This is a genomic window from Actinocorallia aurea (assembly GCF_054783995.1).
The window spans coordinates 116,438-129,363 of record NZ_BAAGPQ010000026.1; the positions used below are offsets into that span (position 1 = coordinate 116,438).

The window sequence follows — 12,926 nt, forward strand, 5'->3', positions numbered from 1 at the left end:
GGGATGACGCCGGCCGGGCCGCCCGTGCGACCCCGGCGGAGCTCGACGCGCGTGCCGAATGCAGCCCCCTCGGGTGCCCAGAGGGGCCCTTGACAGCCCGATCCGGCTCCTCTACTACTGTTATTAGTCGATCGACTAATTGATCGGTGTCACGGCCTGGCAAGGCCGCTCGAAGCACTTCATGAGAACCATTATGCGCCTGGTGACGGTTTCGGCACAGGCAATTTCTTCGTGATTTCCCGAGCAAGGGGGCGAATCGATGGCAGGAACGGCGGCCCGCAGAACTGCCGTGGTGACCGGGGGCGCCTCGGGGATGGGGCTGTCGATCTGCCGGCGGCTCGCCGCGGAGGGCCACCGGGTGGCGATCTTCGACTGCGACGGGCAGGCCGCCGCCGCACTGGCCGGCGAACTGCGGGCCGCGGGCGGGCGGGCCCTCGCCTGCACGGTCGACGTGACCGAGCGGCCCGCCGTGGACGGGGCGTTCGCGAAGGTCAGGGCCGAGTTCGGCCCCGTCGAGATCCTCGTGACGAGCGCGGGCCTCGTCGCGTTCGCGCCGTTCACCGAGATCTCGCCGCAGGAGTGGCACCGCGTCGTCGAGGTGAACCTGACGGGCACCTTCCACTGCGTCCAGGCCGCGGTCCCCGACATGGTGCGCGCCCGCTGGGGCCGCATCGTGACGATCTCGTCCTCCAGCGCCCAACGCGGGTCGCCCCGCATGGTGCACTACACCGCGTCCAAGGGCGGGGTCATCGCGATGACGAAGGGCCTGGCGCGCGAGTACGCCGCCTCGGGCATCACCGTGAACAACATCCCGCCCTCGGGCATCGACACCCCGATGTCCCGCGGCGCGCAGGCCGCCGGCGACCTGCCGTCCAACGAGGCGATGGCCAGGGCGATCCCGCTCGGCCGCCTCGGCAGCGGGGACGATATCGCGGCCGCGTGCGCGTTCCTGTGCTCGGAGGAGGCCGGCTACATCACCGGCCAAGTCCTCGGCGTGAACGGCGGTGCGGTCATATGACGGCCGAGCCCCGCCTCGCCCCGCTGCCCGCCGACCGCTGGGACCAGCAGGCGCGGGACATGCTGCGCGGGCACGTCCGCCTCGCCGACCGCTACCTGTCCGGCGCGCCCGACGCCCCGCCCCTGCCCAACGTGCTCGGAGTCCTCGGCCACCATCTGAGCCTCGCCTCGGCCTGGCTGGCGTTCAACGCGGTGCTCCTGGAGGACCCCGCGCTCGATCCGCGCCACCGCGAGCTGATGGTCCTGCGCGTCGCCTGGCGCACGGGCTCCCGCTACGAGTGGCTGCAGCACGTCCGGATCGGCAGGGGCCTCGGCGTCACCGACGCGCAGGTCGCCGCGCTCTCCGCCGACGAAGTGGGCGACGGCTGGCCGCCGCTGGAGCGCCTGCTGCTCGCCGCGACCGACGAGCTGCTCGACCGCTGCGTCATCGACGACGCGACCTGGGCCGGACTCGCCGCCCGCCTCGACGTCCGCCAGCTCCTGGAGGTCCCGTTCGTCGTCGGCGCCTACCACTGCCTGGCGATGGTCTTCAACAGCGTCGCCCTGGAGCCGGACCCGGGCATGGACCCCGGCCCGGCGCACCCCGGAACGGAGGACTGACCGTGGCCCGTTGGCCGAAACCCCCCGAGGGAAGCTGGACCGAGCACCATCCCGAGCTCGGCACCGCCCCGATCTCGTTCGCGGACTCCGTGTCGCCGGAGTTCTTCGAGCTGGAACGCGAGGCGATCTTCAAGCGCGCTTGGTTGAACGTCGGACGGGTCGAGCAGCTTCCCCGCAAAGGCAGCTACTTCACCAAGGAGATCGAGGTCGCCAGGACCTCGGTGATCATCGTCCGCGGCGCCGACGAGGGGATCCGCGCCTTCCACAACATCTGCCGGCACCGCGGCAACAAGCTGGTGTGGCAGGAGTTCCCGCGCGAGGAGACCTCCGGCACCTGCCGCCAGTTCACCTGCAAGTACCACGGTTGGCGCTACAGCACCCAGGGCGAGCTGACGTTCGTCCAGCAGGAGGGCGAGTTCTTCGGACTCGACAAGGGCAGGACGGGCCTCGCCCCCGTGCACTGCGAGGTCTGGGCGGGCTTCGTCTTCATCAACCTCGCCGCCGAGCCCGCGCAATCGCTGACGGAGTTCCTCGGCCCGATGATCACCGCGCTGGACGGCTACCCGTTCGACCGGATGACCGAGCGGTACGTCTTCCACGGCGACAACCGCAGCAACTGGAAGCTGTTCGCCGACGCCTTCCAGGAGTACTACCACGTCCCCGCCCTGCACCCCCAGCAGATCCCGACGGCCGTGCGCACCGGCGCCGGCTTCGAGTGCGCGCACTACCAGATCGACGGCCCGCACCGGATGACGTCCACCGGAGGCGCCCGCCGCTGGACGCTCCCGCCGGAGTACATGTACCCGATCGAGCGGGTCACCCGCAGCGGCCTGGTCGGCCCGTGGGAGTCGCCCGACATCGGCGAGCCGCCGCCCGGCCTGAACCCCGGCCGGATCGACCCGTGGGGCATCGACAACTTCCAGGTCTTCCCGAACGTGGAGATCCTCATCTACCGCGGCTGGTACCTGCTCTACCGGTACTGGCCGACGTCGGCGAGCTCCCACCGCTTCGAGGGGATGCTCTGCTTCCAGCCCGCGACGAGCGTGCGCGAGCGGATCGAGCACGAGGTCGCCGCGGTGGTGTTCAAGGAGTTCGCGCTGCAGGACGCCGGCATGCTCACCGGCACCCAGACGGCCCTGGCCTCCGGGGTGTTCGACGGCTACCCCGTCGGCGACCAGGAGGTCCTGGTCCGGCACTTCCACAAGGTCGTCGCCGACTGGGTCGGGTCGTACCGGCGCGAGAAGGCCCCCGCAGTCCCGAAGGAGGCGTGACCGAGATGCTGCCCCCCGAGTTCGCCGCGTTGGAACCGTTCGCCGCCACCTGGTGCCTGGCGACCGAGGCCGAGCGGTACGCCCGCCGCCAGGCGAGCACGATGCCCGAGATGGAGGCGTTCTACGACGCCTTCTTCCCCCGCCTCGAAGAGGCCGTCGCCTACTGCGACAAGTTCCCCCTGGACGACCTGCCCGAGGACGCGCTGCGCCTGCTGCACCTCGTCTACTCGCTCGTCACGGTCGCCATGTCCGTCGAGATCTTCCAGCGGCCGAAGGCGACGGACGCCGCCGACGCCGAGCTGGACCGCGTCGAGGAGCCCGTGCCGTGATCACCGTGGAGAAGCTCGGAACCGGCGTCGGCGCGGAGGTGCGCGACGTGGATCGCGCGCGCCTCCTGTCCGACGCGTCCCTGCCCGGCGCGCTCATGGAGGCGCTGGAGGCCAACGGGGTCCTCGTCTTCCGCGACCTGCACCTCGATCCGGAGACCCAGGTCGCGTTCTGCCGCAGGCTCGGCGAGATCGACCTGTCGCCCGGCCACCACGACGTCGCCGGGATCTACCGGGTCAGTCTCGACACCGCCAAGAACTCCTCGGCCGCCTACCTGCGCGCCACGTTCGACTGGCACATCGACGGCTGCACCCCCGACGGCGACGCCTACCCGCAGAAGGCGACCGTGCTGACGGCTGAACAGGTCGCGGCGACGGGCGGGGAGACCGAGTTCGCGTCCGCCTACGCCGCCTACGACGCTCTGTCTTCGGAGGAGAAGGAGCGGGTCGCTTCCCTGCGCGTCGTGCACTCCCTGGAGGCGTCCCAGCGGCTCGTCACCCCCGACCCGAGCCTGGCGCAGCTCGCGCTCTGGCGGCGCCGCCCGGTCAAGGAGCACCCGCTGGTCTGGACGCACAAGACCGGCCGCCGCTCCCTCGTGCTCGGCGCGTCCACCGACCACGTCGTCGGCCTGCCGCCGCGCGAGAGCCGGGCCCTGCTCGACGGCCTCCTCGCCCGCTGCACCACGGCCGACCGGGTCTACCGGCACGAGTGGAGCGTCGGCGACACCGTCATCTGGGACAACCGCGGCGTCATCCATCGCGCCGCCCCTTACGACGCGGCGTCGCCCAGGGAGATGCTCCGCACCACGGTCCTGGGCGACGAGCCCATCCAGTGATCCCGTTCCCACCCCGAGGAAGGACCGTCGCATGGCCCGTTGGCCGAAGCCGCCCGAGGGCAGCTGGACCGAGCACTACCCCGAGCTGGGCACCGGACCGGTGTCCTACGAGGACTCCGTCTCGCCGGAGTTCTTCGAGCTGGAACGCGAGGCGATCTACAAGCGCGCCTGGCTGAACGTCGGACGCGTCGAGCAGCTTCCCCGCAAGGGCTCGTACTTCACCCGCGAGATCGAGGTCGCCAGAACGTCCGTGATCATCGTGCGGGGGACCGACGACGAGGTGCGCGCCTTCCACAACGTCTGCCGGCACCGCGGCAACAAGCTGGTGTGGAACGAGTTCCCGCGGGAGGAGACCTCCGGGACGTGCCGCCAGTTCACCTGCAAGTACCACGGCTGGCGCTACAGCACCCAGGGCGAGCTGACGTTCGTCCAGCAGGAGGGCGAGTTCTTCGGCCTGGACAAGAAGGACAACGGCCTCGCCCCCGTGCACTGCGCGGTGTGGTCGGGCTTCGTCTTCGTGAACCTCGCGGCCGAGCCCGAGCAGTCGCTCACGGAGTTCCTGGGCCCGATGATCACCGACCTGGACGGCTACCCGTTCGACCGGATGACCGAGCGCTGGCAGTACCGCTCGGAGGTCGGCGCCAACTGGAAGCTGTTCCTCGACGCGTTCCAGGAGTTCTACCACGCGCCGGTCCTGCACTCGAACCAGACGCCGGAGAAGTTCTCCGCCGCCGCGGCGCAGGCCGGGTTCGAGGCCCCGCACTACCGGCTGGAGGGCCCGCACCGGCTCGTCAGCACGTCGGGGATCGTCGCGTGGGAGCTGGCGCCCGACATGCGCAAGCCGACCGAGGACCTCACCCGCAGCGGCCTGTTCGGGCCGTGGGACAAGCCCGACCTCGGCGTCGAGAAGATGCCCGCCGGCCTCAACCCGGCGGGGTGCGACCCCTGGGGGCTGGACTCCTTCCAGCTCTGGCCGAACTTCACGATCCTCATCTGGTCCGGCGGCTGGTACCTGACGTACCAGTACTGGCCGACCTCCTACAACAGCCACACGTTCGAGGGGAATCTCTACTTCGTCCCGGCGAGGACCCCGCGCGAGCGTGTCGCGCACGAGATGGCCGCGGTGACGTTCAAGGAGTACGCGCTCCAGGACGCCAACACGCTGGAGGCGACCCAGATGATGCTGGAGTCCCGGGCCGTGCGCGAGTTCCACCTGAACGACCAGGAGATCCTCTGCCGCCACCTGCACAAGGTGACCGCTGACTGGATCAAGGACTACACCGACTCCACGGGCAAGACCGATAAGACCGACAAAGCCGACAAGGCCGAGCGCGTGGAGGCCCGATGACCGCCCTGCTTCCGGCCGGTTTCGCCGACCTTGAGCCCTTCGCGGCGGCCTGGGCGCTGCCGACCGAGGCCGAGCGCTACGCCAGGCGCCTCGCCGCCCCGATGACGGAGATCCAGGCGTTCTACGACGCGATCATCCCGCGCGCCGAAGCGGCCCTCGCGTACTGCGACCGGTACTCCCTCGACGACCTGCCCGACGACGTCCTGCACCTGATGCTGCTGCTGTACTCGATGGTCACCATCTCGTTCTGCGTGGAGGCCTGGAGCCAGCAGCGCGTCCCCGACACCGGCACCACCTCGCTCGACTGCCTCATCGAGCCCGTCCCGTGACCGTCGTCCTGCGCGCCGCGCGCTGGGCGGACGTCGCCGCCGGGGAGATCCGGTCCCCGGCGGCGGTCGTGGTCGACGACGGCCTCATCACGGCAGTCGGCCCGGCCGGGACGCCGGAAGGCGCGGAGGTCGTCGACCTCGGCGACATGACGCTGCTGCCGGGCCTCATGGACATGGAGATCAACCTGCTCATCGGCGGCCCCGACACCCCCGCCGGGCTGCCGAAGCCGATGCACGGCGTGCAGGACGACCCCGTCTACCGGACGCTGCGGGCGACGGCCAACGCCCGCACGACGCTGCTCGCCGGGTTCACCACGGTCCGCAACCTCGGGCTCATGGTGAAGACCGGCGGCTACCTCCTGGACGCCGACCTCGGCCGGGCCATCGACGAAGGGCTCGTGGAAGGGCCCCGCATCGTCCCGGCCGGGCACGCCATCACCCCGACCGGCGGGCACCTCGATCCGACCATGTTCCAGCGGCTCGCCCCCGGGATCATGCCGCTGAGCGTCGAGGAGGGCATCGCCAACGGGGTGCCGGAGGTGCGCAAGGCGGTCCGGTACCAGATCAAGCACGGGGCGGGCGTCATCAAGATCTCCGCCTCGGGCGGGGTGATGTCGCACGGGACCGTCGCGGGCGCCCAGCAGTACTCCGACGAGGAACTCGCCGCGATCGCCGACGAGGCGCACCGCGCCGGGATCAGGGTCGCCGCGCACGCGCACGGCGACGCCGGCATCCGGGCCTGCGTGCGGGCCGGCGTGGACTGCATCGAGCACGGCTCCCTCGCCTCGGAGGACACGCTGCGGATGATGCTCGACCACGGCACGTTCCTCGTCCCGACCAGCTACCTCTCCGAAGGACTCGACGTCTCCAAGGCGGCGCCCGCCCTACGGCGCAAGGCCGCCGAGGTCTTCCCGAGGGCGCGCAAGACCCTCGGCCGGGCCATCGAACTCGGCGTCCGCATCGCCTGCGGCACCGACGCGCCCGCGATCCCGCACGGGGCCAACGCCAAGGAGCTGTGGGCGCTCGTCGACCGCGGCATGACGCCCATGCAGGCGATCCGCGCCGCCACCGTCACCGCCGCCGAACTCATCGACTCGGGTGACCGGGGCAGGCTGGCGCCCGGCCTGCTCGCCGACGTCATCGCCGTGCCAGGCGACCCCTCCCGCGACATCACCCTCCTCCAGGACGTCCGGTTCGTCATGAAGGACGGCCGCATCCACAAACGCCCAGAAGCCTGCTGACCAGTACCTCCGAAAGGACACCGCCCATGGCCCGGGGACTCCTGTACGTCGCGACCCGCCCCGCCTCGCCCGAAGACGCCGCCGCCTACCACGAGTGGTACGAGAACACCCACCTCAAGGAGATGGCCGCGATCGAGGGAGTGACCCTCGCGCGCCGCTTCGCCCCGCTCGCCGAGGGCGACCCGTACGTCGCCCTCTACGACATCGAAGCCGACGACCTCGCCTCGATCCGGACGAGGCTGGCCGAAGCCGGGAAGGCAGGACTGCTGTCCGCGCCCGTCGGCGTGAGCACGGACCCGCCGCCCGTCCTGCGGTACTTCCGCGAGACCGCGTCGGTCACGTCCTGAGGGGGAGCGGTGCACGAGGACCGGCTGTTCATCGGCGGAGCGTGGGCAGCCTCCGACAGCGGGGAGACGATCGAGGTCGTCTCCCCGCACACCGAGGAGCCCATCGCCTCGGTCGCCGCGCCCGGCCGCGCGGACGTCGACCGGGCGGTGGCCGCGGCCCGGGCGGCGTTCGACGACGGGCCCTGGCCCCGGACGGCTCCGGCCGAGCGCGTCGCGGCGGTCCGGCGGTTCGCCGAGCTGCTGGAGCCGCGCCGCGAGGAGGTGGCCCGGCTCGTCAGCGCCGAGATGGGCGCGCCGATCACCTTCGCCCGCTCCGCGCACGCCACCCTGCCGTGGGCGATGACGCGGGCGTTCGCCGACATCGCCGAGGCGCTGCCGTGGGAGGAGACGCGGCGCGGCCACTTCGGCGGGGAGGTCCTCCTCCAGCGGACGCCCACCGGAGTGGTCGCCGCGGTCATCCCGTGGAACCTGCCGGTGCTGCTGACCGTCATGAAGCTCGTCCCGGCGCTGCTGGCGGGCTGCCCGGTGATCCTGAAGCCGTCGCCGGAGACGCCGCTCGACGCCTACCTGCTGGCGGAGCTCCTCGAAGAGGCCGGTCTTCCGCCGGGAGTGGTCAGCGTGCTGCCCGGGGACGGCGACCTCGGCGAGCACCTCATCACCCATCCGGGCGTCGACCGGGTCTCCTTCACCGGGTCGACCGCCGTCGGGGCCCGGGTCGCGGCGGTGTGCGGGGCGGCTCTGAAGCGGGTGAGCCTGGAGCTCGGCGGGAAGTCGGCGGCGGTCGTCCTGGACGACGCCGACCCCGAGGCCGTCGCGTCCGGGATCAGGGTGGCCGGGCTGATGAACAGCGGCCAGGCGTGCGTCGCGCAGACGCGGGTGCTCGTCCCCCGGACGCGGCACGCGGAGTACCTCGACGCGCTCGCCGCGATGGTCGAGAAGCTCGCCGTCGGCGACCCCGCCGATCCCGGGACCTACATCGGGCCGCTCGCCTCGCGGCGGCAGCGCGACCGCGTCCTGGAGTACCTCCGGCTCGGCGAGCGGGAGGGGGCACGGCTGGTCGTCGGCGGCGCGGACCGGCCGAAGGGCACGGACCGCGGCTGGTATGTCCGCCCGACGCTGTTCGCCGAGGTGGAGAGCGCGATGCGGGTCGCCCAGGAGGAGATCTTCGGCCCCGTCCTCACCGTCCTGGCCTACGACGACGAGGACGACGCCGTCCGCCTTGCCGACGACACCCGCTACGGCCTGTCCGGCTCCGTCTGGACCTCCTCCCCGGACCGCGGACTCGCCGTCGCCCGCCGCGTCCGGGCCGGCACCTTCGGCGTCAACCAGGCCTACGCGATGGACCCTGCGGCGCCCTTCGGCGGCGTCAAGCACAGCGGCCTGGGCCGCGAACTCGGCCGTGAGGGCATCGAATCCTTCCTCGACCTCAAGTCCATCTCCCAGGCCGCCCCCGTGCCCTGACCCGCCGCGTCGCTCATTCCCGGTCCCGCGCGGGCCGGGTCATCGCGCGCAGCCTGTCCAGTTGCGCCCAGTGCCGGGCGATCCGTTCCCGGCCGAGCGGGGTCAGCGCGAGGGTCGTGTTGGGCTTCTTGCGGACGAACCGCTTCTCGATCGTGACGAGGCCGGCCTGCTCCAGTCTGCTCAGGTGGCTGGACAGGTTCCCCTTGGTGAGCCGGGTCGCGCGCTGCAGGAAGGTGAAGTCGGCGTCCTGCACCGAGGACAGGACCGTCAGGATCGCCAGCCGGCCCGGCTCGTGGATCAGCCGGTCCAGGACCAGATCGTCGTCAGCCATGGTCCAGGCCCCCGGCCGGGCCGAACTCGCGCCGCAGCGCGGCGTGGTCGAAGATCCCGCTGACCGCGATCGCGACGCCGGTGAGCAGCAGCCCGAGGTTGATCCGCTGGTCGGCGCTCTGCCAGAACGGAAGGACGCCGGTCACGCCGAGCAGGGCGCAGATCGCCGTGTGGTGCGGCCGCAGTCCCATGCCGGCGGCGTAGTACGCCAGCAGGGCCAGCGCGAACGCGATCGCGGTGAGGCTGACCGGCAGGTCGAGGCTCCAGTCGAGCTGCACCGCGCCGACCACGAGCACGCCGACGGCGGTGCCGACGACCGCGGCGCGCTTCCGTGCCCGCGCGGACGGCGAGACCCGCCCGTAGTTGCGCAGGTAGAACCGGCTGACGGCCAGATAGGCCGCCGCGGCCAGGGCCACCCCGACCGGGAACACCCAGATGCGGCCCAGCGGCCCCCACTCCAGGTTCCCCAGCGCGGACAGGACGAACAGCACGCCGACCGGGATCGCGTACAACCCCCGCAGATACGAGTAGTTCGCCGCCGCGGACTCCAGGCTCCTGCGCTCCATCCGACACCCCCAAACTGGTTTGTGCCACAAACCTACCTCTCCGCGGCCCCACTGGGAGGGCCCAATCTCGTCATCGAGGGAATGGGACGTCCCCCGCCCCGCCGTCCTGCGCGCGTCCTCGTGCCTCCGGCGAATCTCGCCACCGTCACCGTCACGAGCTTCTCGGCCCCGCGCACGGCACGCTCCACCTTGCCGTCGCCGCCCCGCTCGGCCGAGGGCTCGCCGCGCGCCCCGGCGGCCCCCCGAACCCCGGCACGGGGCGGGCGTCGCGCGAAGACCGCGGCCCCGGGCGGCGGCCGGTGGCGCGGGGCGCCGCGCCGTGGTGGAATCGGCGAGGCCGTTCGCCGCGGTGCCTGCGGGCCCGCGCCGCGGGCGGGTCCGTCGGCCGCGACCGGGTCCGTGCGCGAGCCGGGCCGCTGCGAGGGACGGAGGTCGGCGATGGCGGGGACGGAGAAGGCGCGTCCGCTGGGATTCGGGGAGCGCTTGGCGGGCGCGGCGCTGGAGAAGGCGTGGGGGCTGCCCGCCCGGCGCTGCCGGGTGGGGGTGCGGCGCGGCGTCCGGGCGCCGATGCGCGACGGCGTGGAACTGGTGGCCGACCACTACCTTCCGGTGGGGCGGCCCGGTGCGGCGACGGTGCTGGTGCGCAGCCCGTACGGGCGCGGCGCGCCGTTCAGCGTGCTGAACGCGCAGCTGCTCGCCGAACGCGGATACCACGTGCTGCTGCAGAGCTGCCGGGGCACGTTCGGGTCGGGCGGGGTGTTCGACCCGATGCGCCGCGAGGCCGACGACGGTCAGGACACCGTCGTCTGGCTGCGCGCGCAGAGCTGGTTCGACGGGCGGCTGCTCACCTTCGGGGCGAGCTACCTGGGCTTCGTGCAGTGGGCGCTGATGGCCGACCCGCCGCCGGAGCTGATCGGCGCCGTCGTCCTGGTCGGCCCGCACGACTTCGCCCGGGCCGCGTGGCGGCACGGGGCCTTCGATCTGCACAACTTCCTGAGCTGGAGCGCCATGGTCGCCGGGCAGGAGGACCCGAACCGGCTGCGCCACGCGCTGCGCACCTTCGGCGGAGCCCGGCGGTGGCGCCGCGTCCTCGACGGCCTGCCCCTCGCGGAGAGCGCCCGCGCCCACCTCGGCGCGGGCGCGCCCTGGTTCGAGGGCTGGCTGGCCCACTCCGACCTCGCCGACCCGTTCTGGAAGCCGCTGCGGTTCCCCGAGGCGCTCGACAACGCCGACGTGCCGGTCCTGCTCGTCGGCGGGCAGCAGGACCTGTTCCTGGAGCAGACGCTGGAGCAGCACCGGGCCCTGCGCGCCCGAGGCGTCCCGACCCGGCTGGTCCTCGGCCCGTGGACGCACGAGCGGGCCGTGCACAGCGGGGTCGTGGCGGCCGAGGGGCTGAAGTGGCTCGATCGCTGCGCGGGGCCGACTCCGCCCGACGCCCACTCGGCGCGCGTCTGGATCGGCGGCGCGCGGAGCTGGCGCGAGGTCGGGGACTGGCCGCCGAAGGGCGGGGCGGAGCTCGGCTGGCACCTCGAACCCGAGGGGGTGCTGAGTCCTGAGGGGGTGCTGAGCCCGGAGTCCCGCGAGGGCGATGCCGCCGGGTTCCGCTACGACCCGGCCGATCCGACGCCGTCGGTGGGCGGGCCGGTGATGTTCCGCGGCGGCGGCTCCCGCGACAACCGCGAGCTCGAGGTGCGCGACGACGTCCTGGTCTTCACCGGGGAGCCCCTCGCCGAGCCGCTGGAGCTGCTCGGCGAGCTGACCGCCGAGATCGCCGTCCGGCGCGACAACCCGCACGCCGACCTGTTCGTGCGCCTGTGCGACGTCGACCCCGGCGGCACGTCCCGCAACGTCCGGGACGCCATCGTCCGCCTGACCGCCGAGGATCCACTGGACACCGTCGTCACGCTCGACCTGCCCGGCGTGGCGCACCGCTTCGGGGCCGGGCACCGCCTGCGCGTCCAGGTCTCCGGTGGCGCCCACCCGCGCTTCGCCCGCAACCCGGGCACCGGGGGGCCGGACGCGGCCCGCGAGCTGCTGCGTCCGACCGCCTACCGGATCGGCACCGCCTCGCGCCTGGTGCTGCGGGGCGGGGCGCGGGGTCAGGTCGTGTAGTCGGCGTTGATGCGGACGTAGCCGTCGCTCAGGTCGCAGCCCCAGACGCGGGCCCGGGCGTCGCCGGTGTGCAGGGAGACGTGGATGAGGACCTCGTCGGCGGACATGACCGCGGTGAGGGCGTCCAGGTCGGGGGCCGCGTCGGGGTAGACGGTGAGGGAGCCGAAGCGGATCTCGACGCGGTCGGGGTCGATGTCGGTCTCGTCCTTGTTCTTGCCGACGGCCATCGCGACGCGGCCCCAGTTCGGGTCGCTCCCGTGGACCGCGGTCTTCACCAGCGGCGAGTTCACGATCGCCTTCGCGACCTTGCGCGCCTGGTCCTCGTCGCGGGCCCGGTCGACGAGGACCTCGATGAGCTTGGTGGCCCCCTCGCCGTCCTTGGCGACCTGCTTGGTCAGGTCGAGCGCGACCGCGTGCAGCGCCTCCTCGAACTCCGCGAGGTCGACCGCGCCGGCCCTGCCGTTGGCGAGGATGACGGCGCTGTCGCTGGTGGAGGTGTCGGTGTCGACGCTGACGCAGTTGAACGTGCGGTCCATGACCCGGCGGAACATCGCGTCGAGGGCGGGCGCGGGGATGAGCGCGTCGGTGAAGTAGTAGGTGAGCAGTGTGGCCATGTCCGGCTCGATCATGCCGACGCCCTTGGCCACCCCGACGAGCGTCGCGCCGCCGACGCTCGCGCGCACCAGCTTCGGATGCGTGTCGGTCGTCATCATGGCCTCGGCCACCGCGTCGAAATCGGGCTCCGCCGTGAACTCGACGCCCTTGACGCCGGCCCGGATGACGTCCATCGGATACGGCCGCCCGATCACCCCCGTGGAGGAGATGACCACCTCCTCAGGTGCGCACCCGACCAGTTCCGCCGTCAGCGCGACCACTTCGGCCGCGTCCGCCCGGCCCTGCTCCCCGTTCGCCACGTTCGCGTTCTTCGAAACCGTCACGACCGCGCGCGCGGCCGCGTCGCCGAGATGTTCCCGGCTCACCGTCACACTGGGCCCCGCGAACCGCGACCGCGTGAACACCCCCGCAGCCGCGCAAGGCGCCTCGGACACCACGACCGAGAAGTCCCGGGTCTCGTCCTTGATCCCCAGCCCTGCCACGATGGTCCTGAACCCCAGCGGACTCAAGCGCTCCACGAAACCCCT

Annotated in this window: 14 protein-coding genes; 11 read left to right on the forward strand and 3 right to left on the reverse strand. The window is 72.5% G+C overall.

Annotated elements, in window-relative coordinates:
• The first annotated feature begins 259 nt into the window (after nucleotides 1-259).
• From ACYVOM_RS29305 to ACYVOM_RS29350, 10 genes are read left to right on the forward strand one after another with little or no spacing between them, the layout of a single operon-like run.
• On the forward strand, nucleotides 260-1,018 hold the full coding sequence (locus ACYVOM_RS29305) for an SDR family NAD(P)-dependent oxidoreductase (protein ID WP_460306769.1): 759 nt from the start codon (nucleotides 260-262) through the stop codon (nucleotides 1,016-1,018).
• Nucleotides 1,015-1,617, forward strand: a complete 603-nt coding sequence (locus ACYVOM_RS29310) for a carboxymuconolactone decarboxylase family protein (protein ID WP_460306770.1) — start codon at nucleotides 1,015-1,017, stop codon at nucleotides 1,615-1,617. The genes ACYVOM_RS29305 and ACYVOM_RS29310 overlap by 4 nt, the downstream gene beginning before the upstream one ends.
• Nucleotides 1,618-1,619: 2 nt before the next feature.
• Nucleotides 1,620-2,888, forward strand: coding sequence for an aromatic ring-hydroxylating oxygenase subunit alpha (locus tag ACYVOM_RS29315; RefSeq protein WP_460306771.1), 1,269 nt, complete (start codon nucleotides 1,620-1,622; stop codon nucleotides 2,886-2,888).
• The gene (locus ACYVOM_RS29320; RefSeq protein ID WP_460306772.1) at nucleotides 2,885-3,217 is read left to right on the forward strand and encodes a hypothetical protein; all 333 of its coding nucleotides are present in this window, start codon (nucleotides 2,885-2,887) and stop codon (nucleotides 3,215-3,217) included. The genes ACYVOM_RS29315 and ACYVOM_RS29320 overlap by 4 nt, the downstream gene beginning before the upstream one ends.
• Nucleotides 3,214-4,050 (forward strand): TauD/TfdA dioxygenase family protein, encoded by an 837-nt coding sequence (locus ACYVOM_RS29325; RefSeq protein WP_460306773.1) that lies wholly within the window; start codon nucleotides 3,214-3,216, stop codon nucleotides 4,048-4,050. Before ACYVOM_RS29320 ends, ACYVOM_RS29325 begins: the two co-directional genes overlap by 4 nt.
• Nucleotides 4,051-4,081: 31 nt before the next feature.
• Nucleotides 4,082-5,398, forward strand: a complete 1,317-nt coding sequence (locus tag ACYVOM_RS29330; RefSeq protein WP_460306774.1) for an aromatic ring-hydroxylating oxygenase subunit alpha — start codon at nucleotides 4,082-4,084, stop codon at nucleotides 5,396-5,398.
• Nucleotides 5,395-5,727, forward strand: coding sequence for a hypothetical protein (locus tag ACYVOM_RS29335; protein ID WP_460306775.1), 333 nt, complete (start codon nucleotides 5,395-5,397; stop codon nucleotides 5,725-5,727). The genes ACYVOM_RS29330 and ACYVOM_RS29335 overlap by 4 nt, the downstream gene beginning before the upstream one ends.
• Nucleotides 5,724-6,968: a metal-dependent hydrolase family protein gene (locus ACYVOM_RS29340; RefSeq protein WP_460306776.1), complete on the forward strand. Its 1,245-nt coding sequence runs from the start codon at nucleotides 5,724-5,726 to the stop codon at nucleotides 6,966-6,968. The genes ACYVOM_RS29335 and ACYVOM_RS29340 overlap by 4 nt, the downstream gene beginning before the upstream one ends.
• A gap of 26 nt (nucleotides 6,969-6,994) precedes the next feature.
• Nucleotides 6,995-7,315, forward strand: a complete 321-nt coding sequence (locus ACYVOM_RS29345; protein WP_460306777.1) for a hypothetical protein — start codon at nucleotides 6,995-6,997, stop codon at nucleotides 7,313-7,315.
• A 9-nt stretch (nucleotides 7,316-7,324) separates the two neighbouring features.
• Entirely contained in the window at nucleotides 7,325-8,776 is a 1,452-nt protein-coding gene (locus tag ACYVOM_RS29350; RefSeq protein WP_460306778.1) for an aldehyde dehydrogenase, read from the forward strand.
• Between the two features lie 13 nt (nucleotides 8,777-8,789).
• Here ACYVOM_RS29350 and ACYVOM_RS29355 read toward each other — a convergent pair whose 3' ends face one another.
• Together ACYVOM_RS29355 and ACYVOM_RS29360 are read right to left on the reverse strand one after the other, a co-directional pair.
• On the reverse strand, nucleotides 8,790-9,107 hold the full coding sequence (locus ACYVOM_RS29355; protein WP_460306779.1) for a winged helix-turn-helix domain-containing protein: 318 nt from the start codon (nucleotides 9,105-9,107) through the stop codon (nucleotides 8,790-8,792).
• Nucleotides 9,100-9,672 carry a hypothetical protein gene (locus ACYVOM_RS29360; protein WP_460306780.1) on the reverse strand — a complete coding sequence of 191 codons (573 nt, stop codon included), beginning with the start codon at nucleotides 9,670-9,672 and terminating at the stop codon, nucleotides 9,100-9,102. Before ACYVOM_RS29360 ends, ACYVOM_RS29355 begins: the two co-directional genes overlap by 8 nt.
• A 438-nt stretch (nucleotides 9,673-10,110) precedes the next feature.
• Between ACYVOM_RS29360 and ACYVOM_RS29365 the strand changes: the two genes are divergently transcribed.
• Nucleotides 10,111-11,784 carry a CocE/NonD family hydrolase gene (locus ACYVOM_RS29365; RefSeq protein WP_460306781.1) on the forward strand — a complete coding sequence of 558 codons (1,674 nt, stop codon included), beginning with the start codon at nucleotides 10,111-10,113 and terminating at the stop codon, nucleotides 11,782-11,784.
• On the opposite strand, the gene argJ is transcribed toward ACYVOM_RS29365, so the two are convergent.
• Complete coding sequence (gene argJ / locus ACYVOM_RS29370) at nucleotides 11,772-12,917, reverse strand: bifunctional glutamate N-acetyltransferase/amino-acid acetyltransferase ArgJ (RefSeq protein ID WP_460306782.1); 1,146 nt, start codon at nucleotides 12,915-12,917, stop codon at nucleotides 11,772-11,774. The genes ACYVOM_RS29365 and argJ overlap by 13 nt on opposite strands.
• Nucleotides 12,918-12,926: the final 9 nt, after the last annotated feature.